The organism is Polaribacter sp. (assembly GCF_024639685.1).
Lineage (GTDB): Bacteria > Bacteroidota > Bacteroidia > Flavobacteriales > Flavobacteriaceae > Polaribacter.
The window spans coordinates 133,348-158,995 of record NZ_JAHEHX010000003.1; the positions used below are offsets into that span (position 1 = coordinate 133,348).

Annotated in this window: 27 protein-coding genes; 16 read left to right on the plus strand and 11 right to left on the minus strand. The window is 30.5% G+C overall.

Features of this window, described 5'->3' with window-relative positions; all coding sequences use genetic code 11:
• Positions 1–52: 52 nt before the first annotated feature.
• The 9 genes from Q0L44_RS02835 (at position 53) to Q0L44_RS02875 (ending at position 11,050) form a co-directional block, all read left to right on the plus strand.
• Positions 53–3,193, plus strand: a complete 3,141-nt coding sequence (locus Q0L44_RS02835; protein WP_296635025.1) for a UvrD-helicase domain-containing protein — start codon at positions 53–55, stop codon at positions 3,191–3,193.
• A 46-nt stretch (positions 3,194–3,239) separates the two neighbouring features.
• Entirely contained in the window at positions 3,240–4,433 is a 1,194-nt protein-coding gene (gene kbl / locus Q0L44_RS02840) for a glycine C-acetyltransferase (protein ID WP_296635028.1), read from the plus strand.
• 114 nt (positions 4,434–4,547) lie between these two features.
• Positions 4,548–5,900 carry an OmpA family protein gene (locus tag Q0L44_RS02845; protein ID WP_296635030.1) on the plus strand — a complete coding sequence of 451 codons (1,353 nt, stop codon included), beginning with the start codon at positions 4,548–4,550 and terminating at the stop codon, positions 5,898–5,900.
• 154 nt (positions 5,901–6,054) lie between these two features.
• Positions 6,055–7,566 (plus strand): F0F1 ATP synthase subunit beta, encoded by a 1,512-nt coding sequence (atpD, locus tag Q0L44_RS02850; RefSeq protein WP_296635032.1) that lies wholly within the window; start codon positions 6,055–6,057, stop codon positions 7,564–7,566.
• Positions 7,567–7,644: 78 nt separating this feature from the next.
• The gene (locus Q0L44_RS02855; RefSeq protein ID WP_296635035.1) at positions 7,645–7,935 is read left to right on the plus strand and encodes a F0F1 ATP synthase subunit epsilon; all 291 of its coding nucleotides are present in this window, start codon (positions 7,645–7,647) and stop codon (positions 7,933–7,935) included.
• A 341-nt stretch (positions 7,936–8,276) separates the two neighbouring features.
• Positions 8,277–8,672 carry a 30S ribosome-binding factor RbfA gene (gene rbfA, locus Q0L44_RS02860; protein WP_296635038.1) on the plus strand — a complete coding sequence of 132 codons (396 nt, stop codon included), beginning with the start codon at positions 8,277–8,279 and terminating at the stop codon, positions 8,670–8,672.
• A 515-nt stretch (positions 8,673–9,187) separates the two neighbouring features.
• Entirely contained in the window at positions 9,188–9,886 is a 699-nt protein-coding gene (locus tag Q0L44_RS02865) for an FtsX-like permease family protein (protein ID WP_296635041.1), read from the plus strand.
• Between the two features lie 93 nt (positions 9,887–9,979).
• Positions 9,980–10,372: a hypothetical protein gene (locus Q0L44_RS02870; protein WP_296635044.1), complete on the plus strand. Its 393-nt coding sequence runs from the start codon at positions 9,980–9,982 to the stop codon at positions 10,370–10,372.
• An 87-nt stretch (positions 10,373–10,459) separates the two neighbouring features.
• Positions 10,460–11,050, plus strand: a complete 591-nt coding sequence (locus tag Q0L44_RS02875) for a hypothetical protein (protein ID WP_296635046.1) — start codon at positions 10,460–10,462, stop codon at positions 11,048–11,050.
• A 27-nt stretch (positions 11,051–11,077) separates the two neighbouring features.
• On the opposite strand, the gene dusB is transcribed toward Q0L44_RS02875, so the two are convergent.
• The 7 genes from dusB to Q0L44_RS02910 are packed head-to-tail and all read right to left on the minus strand — an operon-like array spanning position 11,078 to position 14,620.
• Positions 11,078–12,079 carry a tRNA dihydrouridine synthase DusB gene (gene dusB, locus Q0L44_RS02880; protein WP_296635049.1) on the minus strand — a complete coding sequence of 334 codons (1,002 nt, stop codon included), beginning with the start codon at positions 12,077–12,079 and terminating at the stop codon, positions 11,078–11,080.
• A 6-nt stretch (positions 12,080–12,085) separates the two neighbouring features.
• Positions 12,086–12,331 carry a DUF4345 family protein gene (locus tag Q0L44_RS02885; protein WP_296635052.1) on the minus strand — a complete coding sequence of 82 codons (246 nt, stop codon included), beginning with the start codon at positions 12,329–12,331 and terminating at the stop codon, positions 12,086–12,088.
• A gap of 21 nt (positions 12,332–12,352) precedes the next feature.
• Complete coding sequence (locus tag Q0L44_RS02890; RefSeq protein ID WP_296635056.1) at positions 12,353–12,487, minus strand: hypothetical protein; 135 nt, start codon at positions 12,485–12,487, stop codon at positions 12,353–12,355.
• Between the two features lie 3 nt (positions 12,488–12,490).
• Positions 12,491–13,342 carry a DUF5777 family beta-barrel protein gene (locus Q0L44_RS02895; RefSeq protein WP_296635059.1) on the minus strand — a complete coding sequence of 284 codons (852 nt, stop codon included), beginning with the start codon at positions 13,340–13,342 and terminating at the stop codon, positions 12,491–12,493.
• Positions 13,339–13,728 carry a hypothetical protein gene (locus tag Q0L44_RS02900; protein WP_296635062.1) on the minus strand — a complete coding sequence of 130 codons (390 nt, stop codon included), beginning with the start codon at positions 13,726–13,728 and terminating at the stop codon, positions 13,339–13,341. Before Q0L44_RS02900 ends, Q0L44_RS02895 begins: the two co-directional genes overlap by 4 nt.
• On the minus strand, positions 13,715–14,257 hold the full coding sequence (locus Q0L44_RS02905; protein WP_296635065.1) for a YceI family protein: 543 nt from the start codon (positions 14,255–14,257) through the stop codon (positions 13,715–13,717). The genes Q0L44_RS02900 and Q0L44_RS02905 overlap by 14 nt, the downstream gene beginning before the upstream one ends.
• A gap of 6 nt (positions 14,258–14,263) precedes the next feature.
• A complete protein-coding gene (locus tag Q0L44_RS02910) occupies positions 14,264–14,620 on the minus strand; it encodes a hypothetical protein (RefSeq protein ID WP_296635067.1) in 357 nt (118 codons plus the stop codon).
• A 229-nt stretch (positions 14,621–14,849) separates the two neighbouring features.
• Between Q0L44_RS02910 and lepA the strand changes: the two genes are divergently transcribed.
• Positions 14,850–16,646, plus strand: coding sequence for a translation elongation factor 4 (gene lepA, locus Q0L44_RS02915; protein ID WP_296635070.1), 1,797 nt, complete (start codon positions 14,850–14,852; stop codon positions 16,644–16,646).
• 72 nt (positions 16,647–16,718) lie between these two features.
• On the opposite strand, the gene Q0L44_RS02920 is transcribed toward lepA, so the two are convergent.
• Positions 16,719–17,417, minus strand: coding sequence for a zinc metallopeptidase (locus Q0L44_RS02920; RefSeq protein ID WP_296635072.1), 699 nt, complete (start codon positions 17,415–17,417; stop codon positions 16,719–16,721).
• 146 nt (positions 17,418–17,563) lie between these two features.
• On the opposite strand from Q0L44_RS02920, the gene Q0L44_RS02925 reads away from it, so the two are divergent.
• From Q0L44_RS02925 to Q0L44_RS02950, 6 genes are all read left to right on the plus strand, one after another.
• A complete protein-coding gene (locus Q0L44_RS02925; RefSeq protein WP_296635075.1) occupies positions 17,564–18,595 on the plus strand; it encodes a type I asparaginase in 1,032 nt (343 codons plus the stop codon).
• A 237-nt stretch (positions 18,596–18,832) separates the two neighbouring features.
• The gene (locus Q0L44_RS02930; RefSeq protein WP_296635078.1) at positions 18,833–19,555 is read left to right on the plus strand and encodes a MotA/TolQ/ExbB proton channel family protein; all 723 of its coding nucleotides are present in this window, start codon (positions 18,833–18,835) and stop codon (positions 19,553–19,555) included.
• Positions 19,556–19,563: 8 nt separating this feature from the next.
• On the plus strand, positions 19,564–20,028 hold the full coding sequence (locus Q0L44_RS02935) for a hypothetical protein (RefSeq protein ID WP_296635080.1): 465 nt from the start codon (positions 19,564–19,566) through the stop codon (positions 20,026–20,028).
• Between the two features lie 3 nt (positions 20,029–20,031).
• Positions 20,032–20,676, plus strand: a complete 645-nt coding sequence (locus Q0L44_RS02940) for a biopolymer transporter ExbD (protein WP_296635081.1) — start codon at positions 20,032–20,034, stop codon at positions 20,674–20,676.
• A gap of 24 nt (positions 20,677–20,700) precedes the next feature.
• Positions 20,701–21,168 carry a biopolymer transporter ExbD gene (locus Q0L44_RS02945; RefSeq protein ID WP_296635083.1) on the plus strand — a complete coding sequence of 156 codons (468 nt, stop codon included), beginning with the start codon at positions 20,701–20,703 and terminating at the stop codon, positions 21,166–21,168.
• A 122-nt stretch (positions 21,169–21,290) separates the two neighbouring features.
• Complete coding sequence (locus tag Q0L44_RS02950; RefSeq protein WP_296635084.1) at positions 21,291–21,962, plus strand: porin family protein; 672 nt, start codon at positions 21,291–21,293, stop codon at positions 21,960–21,962.
• Here Q0L44_RS02950 and Q0L44_RS02955 read toward each other — a convergent pair.
• The 3 genes from Q0L44_RS02955 to asnS form a co-directional block, all read right to left on the minus strand.
• Complete coding sequence (locus tag Q0L44_RS02955) at positions 21,957–22,556, minus strand: hypothetical protein (protein ID WP_296635086.1); 600 nt, start codon at positions 22,554–22,556, stop codon at positions 21,957–21,959. The genes Q0L44_RS02950 and Q0L44_RS02955 overlap by 6 nt on opposite strands.
• Positions 22,556–24,010, minus strand: a complete 1,455-nt coding sequence (gene rpoN, locus Q0L44_RS02960; protein ID WP_296635095.1) for an RNA polymerase factor sigma-54 — start codon at positions 24,008–24,010, stop codon at positions 22,556–22,558. Before rpoN ends, Q0L44_RS02955 begins: the two co-directional genes overlap by 1 nt.
• Positions 24,011–24,092: 82 nt before the next feature.
• Positions 24,093–25,526: an asparagine--tRNA ligase gene (gene asnS / locus Q0L44_RS02965; RefSeq protein ID WP_296635097.1), complete on the minus strand. Its 1,434-nt coding sequence runs from the start codon at positions 25,524–25,526 to the stop codon at positions 24,093–24,095.
• Between the last annotated feature and the right edge of the window lie 122 nt (positions 25,527–25,648).

The window sequence follows — 25,648 nt, forward strand, 5'->3', positions numbered from 1 at the left end:
TGCTTTTCTTTTGAAGTAAGCTTTGCTTTTGATTGCAAATAGATTAATTTGCATGAAAAATTTAGCTGTGCAAAAACCTGCAATTTTCGAAGTTTATAATGCCTCTGCTGGAAGTGGAAAAACCTTTACACTTGTAAAAGAATACCTAAAAGTATTATTAAGTGCAGACGATATTTTCACTTTTCAGAAAATATTAGCAATCACTTTTACGAATAAAGCTGCTGGGGAAATGAAAGAACGAGTACTTTCTAATTTAGAAAGTTTTGCTGATGGTAAAGAAAATGATTTGTTTTTAATTATTAGTAGTGAAATTGCTGTTGATAAGGAAACCATTCAAATAAGAAGTAAGAAAATTTTAGAGGTAATTCTGCAAAATTATTCAGCGTTTTCAATTACCACTATTGACAGCTTTACACATAAAATAATAAAAAGTTTTGCTTACGATTTAGGTTTATCTTTAAATTTTGAAGTGGAAATGGATGCAGTTTCACTGTTAAATGAAGCTGTAGATGTTTTAATTTCTAAAATTGGAACGGATAAAAAACTAACAAAATTACTCATAGATTATTCTTTAGACAAAATTGATGATGATAAATCTTGGGATATTTCTAGAGACTTAAATGAGTTTGCAAGAGTGCTTTTAAATGAAGATGATATTCATCATTTTAGAGAATTATCAGAAAGAAAATTAGAAGAGTTTACAGATTTAAAATCTAAGTTATTTACGCATCAAAAAGAGTTAAAAGAATCTTTTTCTAAGGTTGGTGAAGCTTGTTCTCAACTAATAGCTGATAAGGGTTTGGAGCAAAAGGATTTTATGCGAGGCACAATCCCTAAATTTTTTAATGATATGAACGAAAAATCGGTTAATTTTAGTTTCTTAACAAGAGCAGAAACTATTCAAAAAGCGATTGATAATCAGCATTATTATTCCAAATCTACTAAAGATGCTATTGCTCAAGATATAGAAAGTATTGTGCCACAAATTATAACACATTTCAATACTTCAAAAGAAATTTACAGTCAGTTTTTATTAAACAAATTGACTCTAAAAAACCTGATTCCTTTAGCAGTTTTAAATAACATCAATCAAGAATTAGAAAATATAAAAGAAGAAAGTAATATTAGGCTTAATGCAGAGTTTAATCAATTAATTTCAGACAATATTAAAGAGCAGCCAGCACCTTTTATTTACGAAAGAATTGGGCAACGTTTTCAGCATTATTTTATTGATGAAATGCAAGACACTTCTGTTTTACAGTGGCAAAATTTAATTCCTTTAATTGATAATGCACTAGCACAAGAAAACAGTAATTTATTGTTGGTTGGTGATGGTAAACAAGCCATTTACAGATGGAGAGGAGGAAAGGCTGAACAGTTTATTGAGTTAGGAGCATCAGCTCAAAATCCGTTTTCAATAACAAAAGAAATTAAAAATTTAGAAACCAATTTTAGAAGTTTTTCTGAGGTAATAAATTTTAATAATTTGTTTTTTCAGCATACAGCAAACTTTCTGCAAAATGATGCTTACAAGAATTTATTTTTAGAGGGTAATACTCAATTCGAAAATTCAAAAAAAGGGGGGTATGTCTCTATTGATTTTTTAGAGAAAGAAGATGAAAAAGAAGAGGAACAGTTAAAATATCCAAAGAAAGTTTTGGAGCACATTTTAGGGTTGAAACCTGAATTTTCTTTAGTTGAAATTTGTGTGTTAACAAGAACTAAAAAAGACGGAGTTGCTATCGCAAATTACTTGTCAGAAAATAATGTTCCAATTGTTTCATCAGAAACATTGTTGTTAAACACAAGTGCAAAAGTCAATTTTATAGTAGATGTTTTAAAGGTGCTGCAAAATCCAAATGATGAAGAAGCTCGTTTTGAAATGTTGTATTTTTTACATCATCATTTAAATATTCCTTACGATAAAACAACATTTTTAAAAGAGTTCGTTGTTTTCGAAAATCAGCAGATATTTGAAGAATTGCAAAAGTTTAATATCACTTTTGATATCCATAGATTCAATCAATTTCCATTTTACGAAAAGATAGAAGAAATTGTTAGGGGTTTTCAGCTGGTAGAAACTTCAGATGCTTATGTGCAATTTTTTTTAGATATTGTTTTAGAACAACAAAGAAAATCTACAGATGTAAATACATTTTTAGATTTTTGGGAAAATAAGAAAGATAAACTCAGCATTGTTGCTCCAGAAAGCGAAAATGCGGTGCAAGTAATGACGATTCATAAATCTAAAGGTTTAGAATTTCCAGTAGTAATTTTTCCTTGTGATTTAGATATATATAGACAGATAAACCCGAAGGTTTGGCTTGGAGATTTACCAGAGAATTTTGGAGATTTCAAAGAATTGCTTTTACCTTTTAATAAAGACTTAAGTCACGTTAATGCAAGAGGTTTAGAAATTTACAATCAACAAAGAGAGGAATTAGAACTAGATAATTTTAATCTTTTATATGTGGCATTAACTAGAGCTGTTGAGCAATTGTATATTATTACAGAGAAGAAAATATCATCAAAAGGAATAGAGAATACGAATTTTTATTCAGGGGTTTTTATCACCTATTTAATGCAACAAAATCTTTGGAAAGATGATGTTCTAAATTACACTTTTGGTTCTAAAAATAGAGTAAGTATAGCTAAAAAAAAGGAGAGCGTTTCAGAAACGCATCAACAATTTATTTCTACTTCTTGGCAAGATCATAATGTTGTTTTACTTGCAAGTGCTTCTAAATTATGGAATACAGCACAAGGTGAAGCCATTGATTATGGAAACTTGTTTCATGAAATATTATCTAAAATATATACAAAGAAAGATGTTCAGAAAGTAATTTATATTTATCATCAACAAGGATTTATTAATGATGAGCAAAAGAACTATATGTTGCTTAGAATAGAAGAGCTCATTAAGCATCCAGAATTGAATAAATATTATGTAGAAGATGTCATTATATATAATGAGAGAGAAATTGTAGATGTAGACAATCAAATAGTTATTCCAGACAGATTAGTTTTTGCAGCAAATAAGGTTACTATTATTGATTATAAAACAGGTGCAGTTTCTCAAGATCACAGACAACAACTATTAAAATACGAACGCGTTTTGCAATCAATGAATTTTAAGGTTGATGCGAAATTATTAGTCTATATTAATGATAATATAGACGTTGTTAAGGTGTAAACAATTAAAATAACTTTGTAAATTTGCATTTCTAAATTCATAAAAAATGTACGGTAAAATTAAGGATACTTTAAAAAAAGAAATTCAGAACATAAAAGATGAAGGATTGTATAAATCTGAAAGAATTATTACTTCTTCTCAAGATGCAGTCATTACATTATCTACTGGAGCTGAGGTGTTGAATTTCTGTGCAAATAATTATTTAGGATTATCAAATCATCCAGAAGTAATTCAGGCAGCAAAAGATGTGATGGATACTCATGGATTTGGAATGAGTTCTGTGCGTTTTATTTGTGGCACACAAGATATTCATAAAGAATTAGAAAGTAAGATTGCTAATTTTTATCAAACAGATGATACTATTTTATATGCAGCTTGTTTTGATGCAAATGGAGGTGTTTTTGAGCCTCTTTTAACAAAAGAAGATGCTATTATTTCAGACAGTTTAAATCATGCTTCTATTATTGATGGCGTTCGTTTGTGTAAAGCTGCTCGTTATAGATATCAAAATAATGATATGGCTGCTTTAGAAGAGCAGTTAATTGAAGCCAATAAGCACAATCATCGTTTTAAGATTATTGTAACAGATGGCGTTTTCTCTATGGATGGTATTGTAGCTAAATTAGATGAAATCTGCGATTTAGCAGACAAATACGATGCAATGGTTATGGTTGATGAATGTCATGCTACAGGTTTTATAGGTAAAAAAGGTAGAGGTACAGTAGAGTTAAAAAACGTAATGGATAGAGTAGATATTATTACAGGAACTTTAGGAAAAGCTTTAGGAGGTGCAATGGGTGGTTATACGACCGGTAAAAAAGAAATTATAGAAATTTTACGACAACGTTCTAGGCCTTATTTATTTTCGAATTCTTTGGCACCATCTATAATCGGAGGTTCATTAAAAGTTTTTGATTTAATAGAGAGTGACACCACATTAAGAGACCAATTAGAGTGGAATACCAATTACTTTAGAGCAGAAATGGAAAAAGCTGGTTTTGATTTGGTTGGTGCAGATGCTGCTATTGTTCCAGTAATGCTATATGATGCTAAACTTTCGCAAACCATGGCAGATAAATTGTTAGAAGAAGGAGTGTATGTAATAGGTTTCTTTTTTCCAGTGGTACCAAAGGGGAAGGCCAGAATACGAGTGCAATTATCTGCTGCCCATAAAAAAGAACATTTAAATAAAACTATTGAAGCTTTTACCAAAGTAGGTAAGGAACTCGGCGTTATTTAAAACTATTTTAAAGAAGTATTTTTTTAACATTTTATTGAATTATCTTTGTAAATAAGTTTTAAGAACTTACTTTTGTATATTATTATATTAAACTTTTAATTTAAAAACTTGATAATGAAACATTTAAAAATAGCTGTGATAGCTTTATTTGCTTTAGTTACTGTTAGTAATGTAAGCGCACAAGATGAAAACAATCCTTTTGTTGTAGGATTTGGTGTAAACATAGTAGATTTTTATAATTCTGACGACTTTTCAACACAAATTAATGATGCGTTAGGAAATAAGGATTGGAACTTTTTACCATCAATTTCTAGAATTTCTGGAGAAAAATATTTAGACAAAGGATTTACCTTACAATTAGCAGGGGCTTTAAGTGAAATTACATTTCTAAATACTGAAGATGATGTAGATTTTTTATACTACTCTATTGATGCTATCGTAAAATACGATTTAAACATGTTATTTGGAAACACAGGTTGGTTTGATCCTTATGTATATTTAGGAGGAGGATACGTTTCTGTTAATTCTAATGGAGAAGGTATGATTAACGCAGGTTTTGGTTTCAATACTTGGTTTAATGACAATTTAGGTTTAAATTTTCAAACAGGAACTAAAAAAGGTTTTTCAGACAAAGTTAAAGCTCACTACCAAAGTTCTTTAGGTATTGTTGTTAAATTTGGAGGAAAAGATACTGATGGAGATGGAGTATACGATAAATTTGATGCTTGTCCAGAAGTTGCTGGTTTGGCTGAATTTAATGGGTGTCCAGATGCTGACGGTGATGGGGTAAAAGATTCTGATGATGCATGTCCTAACACGCCAGGTTTAGCTGCTATGAATGGTTGTCCTGATGCTGATAGTGATGGTATTGCTGATAAAGATGATATGTGTCCTAATGAGAAAGGTACAAAAGCTAATAAAGGTTGTGCTGACACTGATGGAGATGGAGTAGTAGATAAAGATGATAAATGTGCATCTGTTGCTGGTCCAGCTGCAAACGCAGGTTGTCCTTGGCCAGATACTGACGGAGATGGTGTTTTAGATAAAGATGATAAATGTCCAAATGAAGCTGGTGTTGTATCAGAAGCAGGTTGTCCTGAAATTATAACTGAAGCTGCTAAAATGGGTGTTGATACTTTTGCAAAGTCAATTTTATTCAACTCAAACAGATCTAGCTTTAAATCAGGAGTTTCTGCTCAGTTAGATGGTATGATCGAGATTATGAATAAGTTTCCAAAAGCAAACTTTATCATTAAAGGTTATACAGATAACACAGGTTCTGCTGCTTATAACTTAAAGTTATCAGAAAAAAGAGCTGCTGCTGTTATGAACTATTTAACTAAAAATGGTGTAGATGCTGCAAGATTAACTTCAAAAGGTTTTGGAGTGGAAGCGCCAATTGCTTCAAATTCAACCAGAGATGGAAGAGCTCAAAACAGAAGAGTAGAAGTTAAAGTGACAAACTAGTCAGTTTAGTAAAAAATATCAAAAAGCCTCATCTATAAGATGAGGCTTTTTTAGTTAAAAAAGTTTTTTTATTTGTAATCAAAAAATTACCTTTGCATCTTGAAAAAGGGATAACATTCCTATTTAAAAAATAATAACTTAATTAGATATAAAAATGTCTACAATTACAGGTAAAGTTTCTCAAATTATTGGGCCAGTTATTGATGTTGAATTCAATACTGAAAAAAACGAACTTCCTAAAATATATGATTCATTAGAAATTAAAAAAGCTGATGGTTCTATTTTAGTATTAGAGGTTCAACAACATATAGGTGAAGATACAGTTAGAACAATTTCTATGGACGCCACTGATGGTTTACAAAGAGGTGCAGAAGTTGTAGCTACAGGGAATCCAATCCAAATGCCTATTGGAAACGATATTTATGGTCGTTTATTTAATGTTACTGGAGATGCTATTGATGGTCTTGGTAACTTAAGCAAAGAAGGTAAAGATGGTTTATCTATACACAGAGCAGCTCCTAAATTTGAAGACTTATCTGTATCTACAGAGGTTTTATTTACCGGTATTAAAGTAATTGATTTAATTGAGCCTTATGCAAAAGGAGGTAAAATTGGTTTATTTGGTGGTGCAGGTGTAGGTAAAACGGTATTAATACAAGAATTAATCAACAACATTGCTAAGGGGCATGGTGGTTTATCTGTGTTTGCAGGTGTTGGTGAGAGAACTCGTGAAGGAAACGATTTACTTCGTGAAATGTTAGAGTCTGGTATTATCAAATATGGTGATGACTTTATGCATTCTATGGAAGAAGGTGGTTGGGATCTTACAAAAGTAGACAAAGCAGGAATGAGAGATTCTAAAGCTACTTTCGTATTTGGTCAAATGAACGAGCCACCAGGAGCACGTGCACGAGTTGCTTTATCTGGTTTAACAATCGCTGAATATTTTAGAGATGGAGCAGGTGAGGCACAAGGTAAAGATGTTCTTTTCTTTGTAGATAATATATTTAGATTTACACAAGCAGGTTCTGAGGTTTCAGCACTTTTAGGGCGTATGCCTTCAGCAGTAGGTTATCAGCCAACATTAGCAACAGAAATGGGTGCAATGCAAGAGCGTATTACATCTACTAAAAAAGGTTCTATTACCTCTGTACAAGCGGTATATGTTCCTGCAGACGATTTAACAGATCCAGCACCAGCAACAACGTTTGCTCACTTAGATGCTACAACTGTATTGTCTCGTAAAATTGCTGAGTTAGGTATTTATCCAGCAGTAGATCCCTTAGATTCTACTTCTAGAATTTTAACTGCAGATATTTTAGGTGATGAGCACTATTATTGTGCACAAAGAGTAAAAGAAATCTTACAACGTTATAAAGAACTACAAGATATTATTGCTATTTTAGGTATGGAAGAATTATCTGAAGAAGATAAACTAGTAGTCCATAGAGCAAGACGTGTACAACGTTTCTTATCTCAACCATTTCATGTAGCTGAACAATTTACTGGTATACCAGGAGTTTTAGTAGATATTAAAGATACTATTAAAGGTTTTAATATGATTATGGATGGTGAATTAGATAAGTATCCAGAAGCTGCATTTAACTTAAGAGGATCAATTCAAGATGCAATTGATGCTGGAGAAAAAATGTTAGCCGAAGCATAAACAAGTTTTGAGTTTTAAGCTTTTAGTTATCTATGCATAATTAAAAACTATAACTAGAAACTAAAAACTTTTAAAAATATGTTTTTAGAAATTGTAAGTCCAGAAGCTGTATTATTTTCTTCACAGGTTGATGTTATTTTAGTGCCAGGAGAGGATGGAGAGTTCCAAATGTTAAATAATCACGCACCTATTGTTGCAAATTTAAAGGAAGGTTTAGTGAAAATTCACATTCATTCTCAGCAACTCAATAAAGAGGAGTTAAATAGTTTATTAGTACCACTTGAAACTGATGATAAGATTTTAACCTTACAAATTAATTCAGGAACTTTAGAATTTAACGATAACAAAGCTATTATACTAGCAGATTAATTTAGTAATCTGTTTAAAAAAATCTCAAAATTTTTTTTTGAGATTTTTTTTTGTAGAAAACTTAGTATTTTAAATTTTTAAAAATTACTACCTCAGTAATTAATTAATTTATTTTTTGTTTGTTATAATAGTAATGGCTATGTAAGAAATGGCAAATAGCCTTTTAAAAACACTACTGAATAAATTATAACGAAATTATTTTTAGCCTTTAAAGTTAAAAAAGTAGAGGTCTACAGAATTTTCCTATTATACATGTGAAATGTTATATTTATAGTACATTTAGTAAAGTATGCAGTTAAAAATAAAATATACACTCTTTAAAAATATTGTAAATTTGTAGTATGGAAGAAACTAACAGACAACGAAAAATTGCAGGAGTACTGCAAAAAGATTTAGTAGATGTGTTGCAAAAAGCAGCACAAGATGGTATGAGGGGTGTAATTATTTCTGTTTCTAAAGTTCATGTTACTTCAGATTTAGGAGTGGCTAAGATTTATCTGAGTGTTTTTCCTTCTGAAAAAAGAGAAGAGTTAGTTAAAGGGGTTCAATCTAATACTGTTCTAATACGTCATGAAATGGCAAAAAGAACAAAAAACCAATTACGTAGAATGCCAGAATTATTATTTTTTGGAGATGATACACTAGATTATTTAGAAGAAATAGACAAATCTTTAAATGGTAAAGATGAAGATCCTATAAAAAATCCAGAAGTACTTCCGCGCAGAAAAAAAATATAAATTCATAAAAACTGAATTTTTCTTATTACATAGCTAAAAGGTATTTACTCTCAAAAACGAGCAATAATGCCATAAACATAATTACTATTATAGCCTCTTTTGGTGTAATTGTAAGTTCGTTAGCATTATTTATTATTCTCTCGGGATTTTCTGGTTTAAGAACTTTTAGCTATACCTTATTAGACGCTTCAGATCCAGATTTAAAAATTACTGCTTTAAAAGGGAAGTCTTTTTTTGTTGACGATAATTTTCTGCAAATCCTAAATAATCAGCCAGATATAATTACTTATGCAAAGGTCATTGAAGAACGTGTTTTTTTAGAGTACGGAGATAAAAATGAAATTGCTTTTCTAAAAGGAGTCGATGATAATTACACGAATATTACAAAAATAGACAGTGCAATATATATAGGAGATTGGTTAGATACTTCTTATGTAAATACAGCAGTACTTGGCAGAGCAATTGCTATAAAACTATCCTTAGGTGTAAATAGTTACGGAAAACCATTAACTGTTATGGTTCCTAAGCCTGGTAAAGGATTTATAAACCCTACTAATTCATTCTACAAAACAGATGTGCAAGTTTTAGGGATATATACTGGTACAGAAGACTTTGAAAATAAATATGTTTTTGTAACTCTAGATCAAGCTAAAAACCTATTGCGTTTTAAAGATAATCAAGTAACTGCAATTGCTTTAAAAATATTAGATAAAGATGATGCTGATGATATTGCTACAACCTTGCAAAAAAAACTGGGAACTTCTTACAGTGTAAAAACAAAAGAGCAACTGAATGATGTTTTTTATAAAGTTATAAATACAGAAAACTTTGTGTCTTACCTTATTTTTACGCTCATTATTATAATTGCTTTATTTAATGTAATAGGCGCAATAATTATGATGATAATTGACAAAAAACAGAACTTACAAACTTTAAACAATTTAGGAACCACTATACAAGAAATCAAAAATATTTTTGTGTATCAAGGTTTCTTACTTACTTTTTTTGGAATGTTAGTTGGTTTAATATTAGGAATTATTTTAGTGTTTTTACAAGATACTTTTGGTTTATTTATGATTACTGAAAGCTTGCCTTACCCTGTAGAATTTCAGTTTTATAATTTTATAATTGTTATATTTACAATAACAGTTTTAGGTTTTGTTGCAGCTAAAATAGCGAGTAGTAGAATCAACCAAAAATTCATTGAAAAATAGTATGCTTAATTTTTTTAAATTGTTTTTTGTATTAGGTTTTTGAATACTACTCATAAATTGTGCAAGTATAAAAGCAACAAGTTCTAATGGCTTGTGTTTAAAAGAAAAGATTATTACAACAGGTTTTTCAGAGATACAGAAAAACTACACTTTAAAAATACCGAGCAATTGCGTCGTTTTTTTGATACGCATTGTGTGTTTTCTTATAAACCTAAAAAATCAGTAAAACAGAAACCTTATTTAGTAGTTTTTGTATTAGATGAAGCGCACTTATCTTTAGATGATAATATTCATAACTTAGAGGATTTTACCAATGATTTCGTTAAAAATATTTTAGCAAAAAATAGTGATCTTAAGTTAACTGTAAATTATCAAGAGCATACTTTATATAAAAAATATTCTACTGTTAGTTATAAAACTTCTTTTTTAGGAAATACCTATACAAGTTTAAATGTCAGTTTTTTATTACAATTTCAAACCTTATAGAATAACTTATTTTGCAGAGAAAGGTCAGTTTCCTAATTACCTAGATGACTTTACAAGTATGCTAGAAACTTTCAGAATTACAGAATAATGATTAAAAAGTTTTTATTTATTAGTTTATTAGCATCCATTTATTCTTGCTCGTCAGCCAAACGAGTTGAGAAAAGATGTAAGGATAATCCTTTTGAAGAATTGGATAGTTTGCTGAGCGCAAACCAGAAATTAAATTACACCATACATAAACCCAAAGACTGGAAAAAAGGAAAGACTAGTAATGGTGATTGGTATTTTTTAGAATATAAATATATTGATTCTCTAAACTATTATTCACGAAAAGTTGATGTTTATATTGGTTTAGATAAGCTTCGTAAAAAGTGTGTTACCCAATCATTCTCAATTGATGATTATTTACATTATTTTGTAAATTATAAGAGTAAATGGTTTCCAAAAGATAAATTCAAGTATTTGCTATTAAAAGGCAAACACAAAGTTTATGGTGATATGTATATTGTCAAATATTCAGAAAAAATAAACTCTGAAATAAGTTACACTAGAAGTTTTTTTCTCTTTTTTAAAGAAAATGAAGGGTATGTTATTCAATATGCAGCTAATCCTAAATATTATAACAACTATCTTCCTGTGGTAGAAAAGATGGTAAACTCTTTTAAAATTTTGAATTAAAGAGAACACCTATTTTTAACGATGTAATTATCGAATATCAGGAATTAGTGCATTACCAAATTTAGCTTCTACTTCATCAAAGGTTTTAAAAACATCTGCAGGATCATCTGAAGTAACCATTTGTAAACGATAATCTTTAAAATGAGGTATCCCTTTAAAATAATTGGTATAGTGCCTTCTTGTTTCTACGACTCCTAAACGTTCGCCTTTCCAGTCTATAGCCATTTGCAAGTGTCTTCTTGCAACTTTGGTTCTCTCTGCAATAGAAGGTTTTGACAAATGTTCTCCAGTTTTAAAGAAGTGTTTTACTTCGTTAAAAAACCAAGGATATCCAATAGATGCTCTACCAATCATAGCGCCATCTAAACCATAATCATCTCTCATTTCCATAGCTCTTTCTGGAGTGGTTACATCTCCATTTCCAAAAACAGGAATATGCATTCTTTGGTTGTTTTTTACTGCAGCAATTAGTTTCCAATCGGCATTACCTTTATACATTTGAGCTCTAGTTCTTCCGTGTATAGAGATGGCTTTACAACCTACATCTTGTAAACGTTCTGCGACTTCTACAATTCGTATTGAATAATGATCCCAGCCTAAACGTGTTTTTACAGTAATAGGTAAATTTGTATGCTTAACCATTGCCTCTGTAAGAGAAACCATTAAATCGATGTCTTTTAAAATACCTGCACCTGCACCTTTAGATACTACTTTTTTAACTGGGCAGCCAAAGTTAATATCTATAATATCTGGATTCGATTTTTCTACAATTTCGATGGTTTTTAACATCGAATCTAAATTGGCACCAAAAATCTGAATTCCTACAGGTCTTTCTTTTTCGTAAATGTCTAATTTAATAACGCTTTTAGCAGCATCTCTAATTAAACCTTCTGATGATATAAATTCTGTATATACAACATCTGCACCATTTTCTTTACATAAAGCTCTAAAAGGTGGGTCAGATACATCTTCCATTGGTGCTAATAATAATGGGAAATCGCCTAATTCTATGTTGTCTATTTTTGCCAAAACAAATTAATTTTTTGCAAAATTACTGTTTTTATATGTTAAAACCCAAAGACTATAAAGCCTCAAGCACAATTCACCAAACATTCCTACTATAAAAATAAATGAAGCTGTCCCATCTATAAAGTAACTACAAACTCTACCAAATCCTAAACCTAACATAAATATCACATTACTAAACAATGCTACATTTAGATAATTAGTCTTTAAAACGCCTATAACCCATAAAGCACTGAACCCCAAATACAAGCCCATAATTGCTTTTAAAAAGTTTTGTTAATCTAAAGTTTTTGGAGAAATATTAAAAATAGCATTCGGATAAAAACCATAAATAAACGAAATAGGAATTGTAATAGTTGCAGAAATTATTAAATGTATTTTTTGTTTAAAATCAGAACTTGATAGCATCATATATTAAAAAACTCTCACAATATTAAATCCAAAAACAACATCTCCTTCAGCATAAGAAATAAATGCAGGTTCATTGGTAGATTGCGCATTAGTAAATAATAATTGGAAAACATGTCCTCCTGTTTCAATATCTACACCAACTGCAAAAGCATCGGAAAAAGGAGAGTTCTCAGGTCTACTTAAATTATAAATATATTCTGCATTTAAGCTCATGCGTTTACTCATCTTTACGCGTCCACCAAAACCCATGGCAAATTGGTTATGGCGTGCCTCTGAAACTATATTTAAATTTTGTACGTTTTGTCTCACGTAACTGGGAGCAAGTTCAAAAGAAAAATTCTCAGAAAAACGCCTAGAAATAAGTAGTTGATTTGCATAGCTAAACCTATCTGATGATTTTAGTTCTGGAAAATTATTTTCATCTAATAATGTATTTATATTTATAGTACTATATCCTGCAATTGTTAACGGAAATTTATTGGACTGTTTCGCAAGTAAAAATTTAAGAGCACCTGCCAAAGTTCTATTATAAGATTCTCTACTAATACTTAACTGAATACCTTCCCAAAAACTATAAGCCAATTGTATTTTAGTATTTGCATTATCTAACCCAAAAAAAGTGTCAAATCCATCTTTTAGAGGACCAAATCTGTGGGAAACATATAAGTATAAATCTCCTTTTCCGCCTACTTTTGTAGATTGTAGATTGCCGATTTTCATGGCTTTAAAAGCTGGAAGGTTAAATGTTACTATTTTTTTGGTTTCTAGGTTTAGTTCCTCCATTAAATCATCTTGACCAAATATTGCTGACGAACAGATGAATAATAAGCTATAAAATAGCATCGTATTTCTCATAATGTGGGCTTAATTTTTATGCATTGGTCTAATTTTAATTCTTCTAATAAATCATCGTAACCGATAATGCGTCCTTTAAGGGTAATTGTTGTATTTGGTTGTAGGTTTTTAGTGTTTAAACCTTCTTTAAATTGGCAATAAATCTTACCGTCTAAAGTAATTCCCTTTTTACCAATAGCGGTTATTGCACCATTAATTTCTACAATTTTAGCATTCCAAAAAGTATCATTCTTTTCAACTTTTAACAGTAGGTCTTTTGCAGAGTAAGCGCTATAAATTTTTTTGGTTTCAATTCCTTCAGGTTCTTTAATTAGTTTGTAAAATGGAAATAGCAAAATAATGCTAATTACAAGTACTATTAAAAACTTTATTCTATTCTTTTTCATTAAGGGTATAGTTTATAGAAACTTCAATATTTTCAGCTATTTTTTTCTCGACAATGGCAGGGATTTCAATTTTAAAATCTTTTGGTGATACAATAAATGTTGCTTTTAAAAATAACGTATTATTTTCTTTTTTTAAAAATGCAGTTGTTTTTATTTCTTTTGTAATTCCTCTAATTGTTAGTATTCCTGTAAGTGTATGCTTTTCTTTTTCATTGACTTTTAAAAGATTAAAGTTACTTAACTCTCCCTTAAATATAGCTTTTGGGTATTTGTAAGAATCCATATAATTTTCATTAAAATGCTCTTGCATTAGCGCTACTCTAAACTGAAAAGCAGTCATGAAAAGTTGTGCGACTAGTGCTCCAGTTTCTGTGTTTAGAAGTACAGAAGTACTATTATTTGTAGCTTCAATAGGCTCAAAAACAGCTACGGAAGCTTTAAAATTAGTGTTTCCGGTTCTGGTAAAATATTTTTGAGAGAAAGAAGAATAGCTTAACGTTAACAATAAAATAAATAGTGCTTTTTTCATAGATAGTTAGTTTTCTAAAAAACCATCAGCTTTCCATTGATCAATAATAGCTAAAATACTTGCTGATAATTTTCCTGAAGATGGCATAGGGTTTGTATTGCTGTTCATTCTACCTATTAGGCTACCAAATTCGGCAGAGTTACGAACTTGCGTATATGTGTTTAATGATAAAAAACTTGCAGATCCTCCTGCAATGTGACAGTTTGTACAATGTGATGTCATAATGGTTTTAACATCTTTTTCATAAGTAACTAACTCTAAGATTGGGGTTACTTCTTCTAAGGGAATTACTGTAGAAGTACAGCTGTTTGTTATTAGTAGAAGTAAACTAAATAGAAAAGTTTTATAAATAGTAATTTTCATTTTACAAACAATTATTTAATTTACTCCAATATACATATTTAAAATCAATTATTTTTTAATTTAAAGCACACAATGCTTAATTTTTATAAAATTATTAGTCCATCATGCAAAAACATCTTAAGTATTGGTTTAAATTGAGTGAAACTTGTTTTTTCAGGTTGTTTTTTTTGTTTGAGAAGGCTTGTAAATAGCCTATCTTTGTAGATTGAAAGTAGTTAGATAACGAAGTATGAAAAATATTAGAAATTTTTGTATAATAGCACACATAGATCATGGTAAAAGTACTTTAGCAGATCGATTGTTAGATTATACTGGTTCTGTAACTGAACGTGAAAAACAAAATCAGTTATTAGATAATATGGATTTGGAGCGTGAACGTGGAATCACTATAAAATCGCATGCTATTCAAATGGATTTTGTTCATAATGGAGAACCATATATTTTAAATTTAATAGATACACCAGGTCACGTAGATTTTTCATACGAAGTATCTAGATCTATTGCTGCCTGTGAAGGCGCCCTCTTAATCGTAGATGCTGCACAAAGTATACAGGCGCAAACCATTTCTAATTTATATTTAGCGTTGGAAAATGATTTGGAAATTATCCCCGTTTTAAACAAAGTAGATTTACCTTCTGCAAATCCAGAAGAAGTAACAGATGATATTGTAGACTTGTTAGGTTGTGATCCTGACGAGGTAATTCATGCAAGTGGTAAAACAGGTTTTGGAGTTGATAATATTTTACAAGCAATTATAGACAGAGTTCCTGCTCCTAAAGGAGATCCGGAAGCACCACTTCAAGCATTAATTTTTGATTCAGTGTATAATTCCTATCGTGGAATTGAAACCTATTTTAGGGTGATTAATGGAGAAATCAAAAAGGGACAAGAAATAAAGTTTATGGCCACAGGTAAAAATTATTTTGCCGATGAAATTGGAACCTTAAAGTTAGAGCAAGTCGTTAAGAAATCTGTAAAAACAGGAGATGTTGGCTATCTAATTACAGGTATAAAAACAGCAAAAGAAGTTAAAGTAGGAGATACAATAACGGATGCTCATAAACCAACAACCGAGATAATCGATGGCTTTGAAGATGTAAAACCCATGGTATTTGCAGGTATTTACCCGGTAGACACAGAAGATTATGAGGAGTTACGTTATTCTATGGAAAAATTGCAACTAAATGATGCTTCTTTGGTATTTCAGCCTGAAAGTTCAGCGGCTTTAGGTTTCGGTTTTCGATGTGGATTTCTTGGTATGTTACACATGGAAATTATTCAGGAACGTTTAGAGCGTGAATTTAACATGACAGTAATAACAACTGTACCAAACGTATCATACCATGCATTTACTAATAAAGAACCTAATGAAGTCTTAATCGTTAATAATCCTTCAGATTTACCAGAGCCTTCAAAGTTAAATAGGGTAGAAGAACCATTTATAAAAGCATCTATAGTTACAAAATCTGACTTTGTTGGTCAGGTAATGAGCTTATGTATCGAGAAAAGAGGTCAGATTGTGAATCAGACCTATTTAACAACAGAAAGAGTTGAGTTAATTTTTGAAATGCCGTTGGCAGAGATTGTTTTTGATTTTTATGATCGTTTAAAAACAGTTTCTAAAGGATATGCATCATTTGATTATCATCCAATAGGATTGAAAGAATCAAAGTTGGTTAGAGTAGATATACTTCTAAATGGAGATACTGTAGACGCACTTTCTGCATTGCTACATGCAGATAATGCATATACAATTGGTAAAAAGATTGTAGAAAAATTAAAAACACTTATTCCAAGACAGCAATTTGATATCCCTATTCAAGCTGCAATTGGAGCTAAAATTATTGCTAGAGAAACCACAAAGGCTCTTCGTAAAGATGTAACAGCAAAATGTTATGGTGGAGATATTTCTAGAAAACGTAAATTACTAGAAAAGCAAAAGAAAGGGAAGAAAAGAATGCGTCAAGTAGGTAACGTTGAAATACCTCAAGAAGCATTTATGGCTGTTTTAAAGCTAAATGACTAGTACTTTTAAATAAAACTAAAAATGCCTTCTTGATATTTTCAAAAAGGCATTTATTTTTTTATTAAGTTCATATTAATCTCTTCCTCCAAGTACTTGTAACCCCCAATACAGAAGCATTGCTAAAGAACCAAGAGCAGCTACTAAGTATGTTCTTGCAGCCCATTTTAAAGCATCTTTAGAACCAGTATATTCTTCTCTAGAAAGCATGTTTTTATTCTGTAACCATGCCAGGGCCCTATTACTAGCATCGTATTCTACTGGAAGTGTAATAAAACTAAAAAGTGTAGCAAACCCCATAAGTATAAGTCCTGTTACAGCTATATAAAATCCAAAATTAGCGGCACCAGAAGCAGCTCCTAAAATTAGCCCACCAATTACAAGCCATTGAGAAAAGTTAGATGATGCACTTACTATAGGGACAAGTTTTGATCGCATTGTTAGCCAATCATAAGCAGTAGCATGTTGTACAGCATGACCTACTTCATGAGCAGCAACAGCAGCAGCAGCAGCAGTTCTTTGGTTGTAAACTGCTTCACTTAAATTTACCGTTTTATCTTTTGGGTTGTAATGATCTGTTAATCTTCCAGGAGTAGAAATAACTTTCACAGAAGTAATGCCGTGATCTGCAAGCATTTTTTTTGCAATTTCAGCACCACTCAATCCATTTCTTAAGCTAACATTACTATATTTTTTAAATTTATTTTTCAATGTATTGCTAACTATCCAACTTCCTAAAGAAATAATACCTATAAGAATGTAAAATCCAATCATAATTTATAATTTAAAGATTTGTATTTCATTTTTGTTTGATAAATTTACAACATAAATTATTCCATTCTTATTTTTTCATAAAATTTGATTCAATATTAACAAAAACAAGTCCTATTTATAGTCTTAATTTATTTATGAATGACAAAATGACAAAAAAACCAAGTATTCTCCTCTTATATACAGGAGGTACAATTGGTATGATTAAAGATTATAAGACAAATGCTTTAAGGGCTTTTGACTTTACTCAAATCACGAAAAATATTCCAGAACTACATCAATTGAATTGCAAGATAGATAGTGTTTCATTTGACGAACCTATAGATTCATCAAATATGAATATTTCTTCTTACCAAAGAATTATTGACATTATTGATTTAAATTATAAAAATTATGACGGTTTTGTTATACTTTCTGGATCAGATACAATGTCTTATGTCTCTTCTGCAATAAGTTTTATGTTAGAGAATCTTCAAAAACCAGTTATTTTCACTGGTTCTCAATTGCCTATCGGAGATTTAAGAACAGATGCTAAAGAAAATTTAATTACCTCTATAGAAATTGCATGTGCACGAAAAAATGGAAAGCCAGTTATAGCAGAGGTTTGCCTATATTTTGAATACAAGTTATATAGAGCAAATAGAACCACAAAAATAAATGCAGAGCAATTTGAAGCATTTATCTCTATGAATTATCCGCCATTAGCAGAAAGTGGTGTTCATTTAAACTTCAATGACTTTTATTTACACACTCCGGATTTTACAAAAAAATTGGTAGTAAGAAAAAAATTGAACAACAATATAGCAATCTTAAAACTTTTCCCTGGGATAACTTTTAAAGTAGTGGAGAGTGTTTTAAATTCAGAAGAATTACAGGGTGTTGTTTTAGAGACCTATGGTGCTGGTAATGCACTAGATCAAAAGTGGTTTTTAAAAACTTTAGCACAGGCAATTCAAAGAAACATTAAAATTATAAATGTTACCCAATGTATTGGAGGATCAGTATCTCAAGGTCACTATGAAACCAGTGTGGCGCTAAAAGAAATAGGAGTTATAAGTGGGAAAGATATTACCACTGAGTCTGCCATTGCAAAATTAATGTATCTACTAGAGGAAAATCTAAATGTTAAAAATTTTACCCACTATTTTGAAAACCCATTACGAGGAGAGCTAACTCCGTAGTGCATTTTTCATAAAAAAATAACAATGTTGTAAAATAATTAACAAATGTGTCTTTAAAACTGAAATGCATAAAAAAAAATTTTTTTATGCATAACATTTTTTGTTACTTGGCACTCTCTAAAATGAAAAGTTATGTTTTGTGCATAAAAAAAGATAATGTGTTACATAATTTCTTTATTTGAGTCTAAAAATTTATATATTTAACCCGTTAACTATTAAAATTAATTTATAACTAAGATGAAAAAAGTAGTAAATGTCTTATCTGTAACAGGATTTATGTTTTTTGGAGCTGTACAATCTACATTCGCTCAAGAATCAGCAACTGAATCTCAAACGTTTCACCAAGTATTAAAGCAAAACTTTATTGACGGTGGACCAGGATTTATGGGAATTGTATTGGTAGCTTTAATTTTAGGTCTAGCCATTGCCATTGAAAGAATTATTTATTTAAACATGGCAACAACAAATACTAAAAAATTATTAACAAGTGTAGATGAGGCGTTAAGCTCTGGAGGAGTAGAAGCAGCTAAAGAAGTTTGTAGAAATACAAAAGGACCTGTAGCATCTATTTTTTATCAAGGTCTAGATAGAGTTGATGAAGGCATCGAAGAAGCTGAAAAAGCTGTTGTATCTTATGGAGGTGTTCAAATGGGACAATTAGAAAAAAATGTTTCTTGGATTTCTTTATTTATCGCTTTAGCACCAATGCTTGGTTTTATGGGTACTGTAATCGGTATGATTGGAGCATTTAATGATATTGCTGTTGCAAATGATATTTCTCCGGCAGTTGTTGCAGGGGGTATTAAGGTAGCCTTATTAACAACTGTATTTGGTTTAATTGTGGCTATTATTCTTCAAATATTTTATAATTACATCGTTGCAAAAATTGATGGTATTGTAAATAATATGGAAGATGCATCTATCTCATTGGTAGATTTATTAGTAAAGTATAAAAAATAAAAATTAAAATGAAAAGTAATAAAATTTTAAATATTGTTATTGCTGGGATAGCTCTTATCGGAGGTGTTCTTTTCATAAGAATTTTTATGGAAGATGCTCAAGATATAGAAGATAATATAAACGACTTACAGAATACTGTAGTTAGTCCTTTAATATCTTTTTCTACTTGGTTGTTTTATGCTGCAGTTGCAATAACTATTGGTTTATCTTTAGTTAGCTTGGTAAGAAACCCAGATAATTTAAAGAAAACTCTAGGAGGTTTGGCAATTTTAGGCGTTCTTTTACTTGTTGCTTATTTCTTATCAGATAGCAATGTAGTATATAATGCCGCTGGTGAAATAGAAGCAGGAGGAGAAGAAGGTTCAGCAGTAAATAGATGGGTTGGAACAGGAATATGGTATAGCTTTATCTTAGGAGCAATCGCGAGTCTATTTTTTGTTTGGGACTTAGTAAAAGGACTAGTTAAATCATAACATATGGCAAGAAGAGATAACCCAGAAATTAACGCAGGTTCTATGGCAGACATCGCTTTTCTGCTATTAATTTTCTTTTTAGTTACAACTACTATGAATGTAGATTCAGGTATCTCTAAAAAGTTATCAGAAAAGCCACCTATTGATTATGTACCGCCTGTAATTAAGAAAAAGAACATATTTGAGGTGAACATTAACAGAAATAACGAACTACTTGTAGAAGGAGAACGTATGGATGTTAAGGACCTTAAAGATGAAGCTGTAAAGTTTATTGATAATGGTGGAGGTATAGGAAATCCAAGTGAGGATGGAACACCTGGAAAAGCATGTGACTACTGTAAAGGAGAGAAAAGTGATGCTTCTTCTGATCACCCTAGCAAAGCAATTATATCTGTTCAGAGTGACAGAGGTACTGATTATGGTACTTATATCGTTGTGCAAAATGAGCTTTTAAAAGCTTATACAGAACTTAGAAATAGATTATCTAGAGAACGTTATGGGATGTCTTATGATGAGTTAGAGCAAGCTTTTATTGATGCTAAGAAAAGTGCAGACCTATCTAGTCAGGTAGATAAATTGAGAAAAAAAGTTGAAGATATTAAAACTTCATACCCTCAAATTATCTCTGATGCAGAGCCAACTTCATAATTAATTTAAATTTATAACACACTTATGTCTAAATTTAGAAAAAAGAAAAAAGGAATTCCAGCTGTAAATACAGCTGCCCTTCCAGATATCGTTTTTATGTTACTTTTTTTCTTTATGGTTACAACAACTATGAGAGAAACTAATTTAGTAATAGAAAATCCGCGATTACCTGGTGCAACAGAAATTAAGAAGTTAGAAGATAAGAGTTTAGTAAGTACTATTTATATTGGGAAATCTAAAGACCCTAACAGAGATGGTGTTGGTTTCAATAAAATTCAGTTGAATGATAAAATTTCTTCTGCAGACCAAGTACCTGCTTTTATTTTCAGTAAAAGAGATAAGATAGCAGAAGCACTTCACCCTTTTATGACAACTTCTATTAAGGCAGATAAAGAATCTAACGTAGGAACAGTTATAGATGTAAGACTTAAGTTAAGAGATGTAAATGCTCTTAAAATAAATTACTCTACAACTGCTGCTGCAGATAATTAATAGCTTTAATATTTTAATACTATTTAAAAGGGCTAATTCTCACATGAATTAGCCTTTTTTTTGTTTTTACTTACTTATTTTTCTTTCTAAAACTTTATATTTAAAATCTCTAAAAGACAAGAATGAAGTTTATTTTTTTTATATTTTTCTTTTTTATTGCTTTTTTCATACATGCGCAAAAAGACTCATTGCAGTTAGGATCGCGTTATGCTGAAGATCAGATTTATGCTTCAGTTTCATATGCGCAATTAACTAATCAGCCTTCTGGTATTACAAAAAGTGGCTTTTCTTATGCTTTTTCTGTTGGGTTTATAAAAGATTTTACGCTGAATAGAAAAGGTACATTTGCACTTGCATTTGGTTTAGGATATGGTTATGATTTTTTTAATCACAAATTAAAAGTGCAAGAACTAGACAATAAAATTATTTTTGACTCTGGCGCTAATTTATCATCAAATACATTTTCTTACCATAATTTAGAAGTTCCTATAGAGTTCAGATGGCGGACGTCTACAGCTAATAAATATGATTTTTGGAGAATATACACAGGGGTTAAATTTCTGTATAATTTAAAAAATAATTTCAAGTATACAGAAAACAATACATTATTTACGTCTAACTCAATTTCTAACTTTAGAAAGCTACAATATGGTTTAACATTTTCTTTTGGTTTCGATGAATATAATTTTAACTTATTCTACAGTCTATCACCACTATTCGAAAATGCTACTATACAAGGAGAAGGTATAAATACTTCTGTGCTTAAATTTGGTTTTATATTTTATATTTTATAAAAGTAAATACATTCCCAAAATTGCACTTATTCCAATAAAAAAACCTAGGTATACTTCTTTTACAGTGTGTGCTTTTAAGTGTAGTCTTGAACTTGCTAATAAACCAGCAATTAAAAAAAGAGTCATTATAATTAAAATATAAGATTCCCTTGACATGAGTGAACTAAACATAAAAAAGCCGCACGTTAATCCTATAGAAAGTAAGTGAATACTTGATTTTATTTTAATATTTAATAATAAATAGGTTATTAATAGACCTAGAGCAGTTGCATAAAATAACATTGATATTTCTTCTAATACTTTTACTCTATAAAATAAGTTTCCTAACATATAAAATAGAAATACCATGATAGCTAATGGTATTTTCCTTTCTTTTCTGGTTTTTAATTGATAGCTATTAATAATTCCTGTCTTTTTTAAAGTAATTAATAGTAATAAAGGTATAACGTACGTACTTGCAAAAACAATACAAATTGTTATGAGTTTTTGGTATTGCTCTATAGGTTTTGTAGTTGCTAAAAAATAGATTATAATACCGACTGTTGGTATTACAATGGGGTGGAATAGGGTCGATATTATTTTGTGAATACGCACTAAATTTCTTTTCTTAAACGAGCTACAGGTAAGTCCAATTGCTCTCTGTATTTAGCTATAGTTCTTCTTGCTATTGGGTAACCTTTATCCTTTAAAATGGTCGATAATTTCTCGTCAGTTAGTGGTTTTTTCTTATCTTCTTCTGCAATTACATTCTCTAAGATTTTTTTGATTTCTTTTGTAGAAATATCTTCTCCTTGATCATTTTTCATAGATTCTGAAAAGAACTCTTTAATTCGCTTTGTCCCATAAGGAGTAGCTACATACTTACTATTTGCTACTCTAGATACTGTAGATACATCCATATTAATTTTATCTGCAATGTCTTTTAAAATCATTGGTTTTAACCTTCGTTCATCTCCAGTTAAAAAATAATCATATTGGTAATGCATTATAGTGTTCATAGTAACCAAAAGAGTTTGCTGTCTTTGTTTAATTGCATCAATAAACCATTTGGCAGCGTCAAGTTTTTGCTTTATGAAAAAAACAGCATCTTTTTGAGCCTTATTTTTTTTATTAGATTCCTGGTAGCCTTTTAACATATTGTTGTAAGTAGCAGAAATATGTAGCTCAGGAGCATTTCTAACGTTAAGGGTTAGGTCTAATTCTCCATCAATAATTTTAATTGAAAAGTCAGGAACTATTTGTTCTGCGATTTTATTATTGTCAGCATAAGAGCCTCCAGGTTTTGGATTTAATTTTGAAATTTCGGTATTAATTTCTTTCAGTTCAGTTTCAGTAATATTAAATTTTTCTTGAAGTTTTTTGTAGTGTTTTTTTACAAAATGATCAAAGGCATTTTCTAAGACATCAATTGCCAACTCTCTGTGTTTGTTTGTTTCTTTAGCTTTTAGTTGAATGATTAAGCATTCTTTTAAGTCTCTTGCTCCAACCCCAGTTGGATCTAAGTTGTGAATTACCTTTTTTAATACCTGTAATACTTTTTCTTCTGTTGTAAATACATTTGCCGTAAAAGCCAAATCATCAACTAAGTCTATAATCTCTCTTCTTATGTATCCACTATCATCTATACTCCCTACTAAAAAATCAGCAATAGCTCTTTCTTCTTCGTTTAGATTAAACGTATTTAACTGGCTAACTAGTGATTGGTGAAATGATGTCCCTGCAGCATAGGGAATATTTTTCTCATCGTCGTCGGCAGTGTAGTTATTGGCTTGAGTTTTATAGTTAGGTACTTCATCATCACTTAAATACTCATCAATATTTATGTCCTCTGCTTCAATCTTTTCAGTTCCTGCATCTTCATATTCATTAGAAAAATCATCATCAGCATCAAAGTTTTCCTTACCTGTATCTAGAGCAGGGTTTTCTTCAATTTCTTGTTTTAACCTCTCTTCAAATGCTTGGGTTGGCAATTGAATGAGTTTCATCAGCTGAATTTGCTGAGGAGATAATTTCTGTAAGAGTTTATATTGTAAACTTTGTTTAAGCATATACACAAATATAACAAATCGATAAACATAAAATCGCCATTCTTTAGAGAATGACGATTTAATACCTAGTAGTAATTATTACTTAAAACTCTGCGTTCTGTGGTGTTCTAGGAAATGGAATTACATCTCTAATATTACTCATACCTGTGGTAAATTGAACTAATCTTTCGAACCCTAATCCAAATCCAGAGTGAACAGCAGTCCCATATTTACGTAAGTCTAAATACCACCATAATTCTTTTTCTTCAATATCTAGGGCTTTCATTTTTTCTACTAAAACATCAAAGCGTTCCTCTCTTTGAGAACCACCTACAATTTCACCAATGCCTGGAAATAAGACATCCATAGCTCTTACAGTTTTACCATCATCATTTAATCGCATGTAAAATGCTTTAATATTTGCTGGATAATCGAATAAGATTACAGGACATTTAAAGTGTTTTTCTACTAAAAAACGTTCGTGTTCAGATTGTAAATCTGCCCCCCATTCATTGATAGGAAATTGGAATTTCTTCTTTTTGTTCGGTTTTGAGTTTCTTAGAATATCTATAGCTTCTGTGTACGAAACACGTTTAAAATTATTATTGACCACAAACTTTAATTTTTCAATTAAACTCATTTCACTTCTTTGAGCTTGTGGTTTGCTTTTTTCTTCTTGCGCTAATCGTTGATCTAAAAATTCTAAATCGTCTTTACAGGTCTCTAAAACATCTTTTAAAACCGATTTTATAAAATCTTCAGCCAAATCCATATTACCATCTAAATCCATAAAGGCAACTTCTGGTTCAATCATCCAAAATTCTGCTAAATGACGTGTTGTATTAGAATTCTCTGCTCTAAATGTTGGGCCAAAAGTATAAGCTTTACCTAATGACATTGCAAATGTTTCAGCCTCTAACTGACCAGAAACTGTAAGATTGGTTTCTTTACCAAAAAAGTCTTTACTATAATCTATTTTACCATCTTCTGTAACTGGTGCTTTGTTGTCTTCAAAGTTTGTAACTCTAAACATTTCACCTGCACCCTCTGCATCAGAACCAGTAATTATTGGTGTATTTACATAGTTAAACCCATTTTCTTGAAAGTACTTGTGAACTGCAAATGATAATTTAGAACGTACACGCATAACTGCGCTAAACGTATTGGTTCGCATACGTAAGTGTGCATTTTCTCTTAAAAATTCAAAGCTATGTTTTTTAGGTTGAATAGGATATTCATCAGGATTAGAGTCACCCAATATCTCAATACTAGAAACTTGTATTTCTATTCTCTGACCCCTTCCTTGGCTTTCTACAACAGTACCTTTTATAGCAATTGCAGCGCCTGTAGTAATTCTTTTTAGAGTTTCTTCTGCAGTATTTTCAAAATCGATAACACATTGTATATTTTTTATTGTAGAGCCGTCATTTAAAGCAATAAAACGATTGCTTCTAAATGTCCTAACCCAACCTTTTATATGAATCTCTTGTAAAATTATACCTGAATCTAATAATTCTGCAACGTTACTCACTGTCATCTGTAGTTTTTCTTTAATTTATATACTATAGTTTTCCTAAGCTGTAAAGATACTTTTTTGTGGTATAATGAGCAATTGAATAATTAGATTAATGTTTCTAATAGATTCATATAAAAGTAATT

Excerpts from the sequence above, each read along its gene's own strand:
- Q0L44_RS02835 (WP_296635025.1), top strand. The coding sequence starts at position 53 with ATGAAAAATTTAGCTGTGCAAAAACCTGCAATTTTCGAAGTTTATAAT.
- kbl (WP_296635028.1), top strand. The coding sequence starts at position 3,240 with ATGTACGGTAAAATTAAGGATACTTTAAAAAAAGAAATTCAGAACATA.
- Q0L44_RS02845 (WP_296635030.1), top strand. The coding sequence starts at position 4,548 with ATGAAACATTTAAAAATAGCTGTGATAGCTTTATTTGCTTTAGTTACT.
- atpD (WP_296635032.1), top strand. The coding sequence starts at position 6,055 with ATGTCTACAATTACAGGTAAAGTTTCTCAAATTATTGGGCCAGTTATT.
- Q0L44_RS02855 (WP_296635035.1), top strand. The coding sequence starts at position 7,645 with ATGTTTTTAGAAATTGTAAGTCCAGAAGCTGTATTATTTTCTTCACAG.
- rbfA (WP_296635038.1), top strand. The coding sequence starts at position 8,277 with ATGGAAGAAACTAACAGACAACGAAAAATTGCAGGAGTACTGCAAAAA.
- Q0L44_RS02865 (WP_296635041.1), top strand. The coding sequence starts at position 9,188 with ATGGTTCCTAAGCCTGGTAAAGGATTTATAAACCCTACTAATTCATTC.
- Q0L44_RS02875 (WP_296635046.1), top strand. The coding sequence starts at position 10,460 with ATGATTAAAAAGTTTTTATTTATTAGTTTATTAGCATCCATTTATTCT.
- Q0L44_RS02885 (WP_296635052.1), bottom strand. The coding sequence starts at position 12,331 with ATGGGCTTGTATTTGGGGTTCAGTGCTTTATGGGTTATAGGCGTTTTA.
- Q0L44_RS02890 (WP_296635056.1), bottom strand. The coding sequence starts at position 12,487 with ATGATGCTATCAAGTTCTGATTTTAAACAAAAAATACATTTAATAATT.
- Q0L44_RS02895 (WP_296635059.1), bottom strand. The coding sequence starts at position 13,342 with ATGAGAAATACGATGCTATTTTATAGCTTATTATTCATCTGTTCGTCA.
- Q0L44_RS02900 (WP_296635062.1), bottom strand. The coding sequence starts at position 13,728 with ATGAAAAAGAATAGAATAAAGTTTTTAATAGTACTTGTAATTAGCATT.
- Q0L44_RS02905 (WP_296635065.1), bottom strand. The coding sequence starts at position 14,257 with ATGAAAAAAGCACTATTTATTTTATTGTTAACGTTAAGCTATTCTTCT.
- Q0L44_RS02910 (WP_296635067.1), bottom strand. The coding sequence starts at position 14,620 with ATGAAAATTACTATTTATAAAACTTTTCTATTTAGTTTACTTCTACTA.
- lepA (WP_296635070.1), top strand. The coding sequence starts at position 14,850 with ATGAAAAATATTAGAAATTTTTGTATAATAGCACACATAGATCATGGT.
- Q0L44_RS02920 (WP_296635072.1), bottom strand. The coding sequence starts at position 17,417 with ATGATTGGATTTTACATTCTTATAGGTATTATTTCTTTAGGAAGTTGG.
- Q0L44_RS02925 (WP_296635075.1), top strand. The coding sequence starts at position 17,564 with ATGACAAAAAAACCAAGTATTCTCCTCTTATATACAGGAGGTACAATT.
- Q0L44_RS02930 (WP_296635078.1), top strand. The coding sequence starts at position 18,833 with ATGAAAAAAGTAGTAAATGTCTTATCTGTAACAGGATTTATGTTTTTT.
- Q0L44_RS02935 (WP_296635080.1), top strand. The coding sequence starts at position 19,564 with ATGAAAAGTAATAAAATTTTAAATATTGTTATTGCTGGGATAGCTCTT.
- Q0L44_RS02940 (WP_296635081.1), top strand. The coding sequence starts at position 20,032 with ATGGCAAGAAGAGATAACCCAGAAATTAACGCAGGTTCTATGGCAGAC.
- Q0L44_RS02945 (WP_296635083.1), top strand. The coding sequence starts at position 20,701 with ATGTCTAAATTTAGAAAAAAGAAAAAAGGAATTCCAGCTGTAAATACA.
- Q0L44_RS02950 (WP_296635084.1), top strand. The coding sequence starts at position 21,291 with ATGAAGTTTATTTTTTTTATATTTTTCTTTTTTATTGCTTTTTTCATA.
- rpoN (WP_296635095.1), bottom strand. The coding sequence starts at position 24,010 with ATGCTTAAACAAAGTTTACAATATAAACTCTTACAGAAATTATCTCCT.
- asnS (WP_296635097.1), bottom strand. The coding sequence starts at position 25,526 with ATGACAGTGAGTAACGTTGCAGAATTATTAGATTCAGGTATAATTTTA.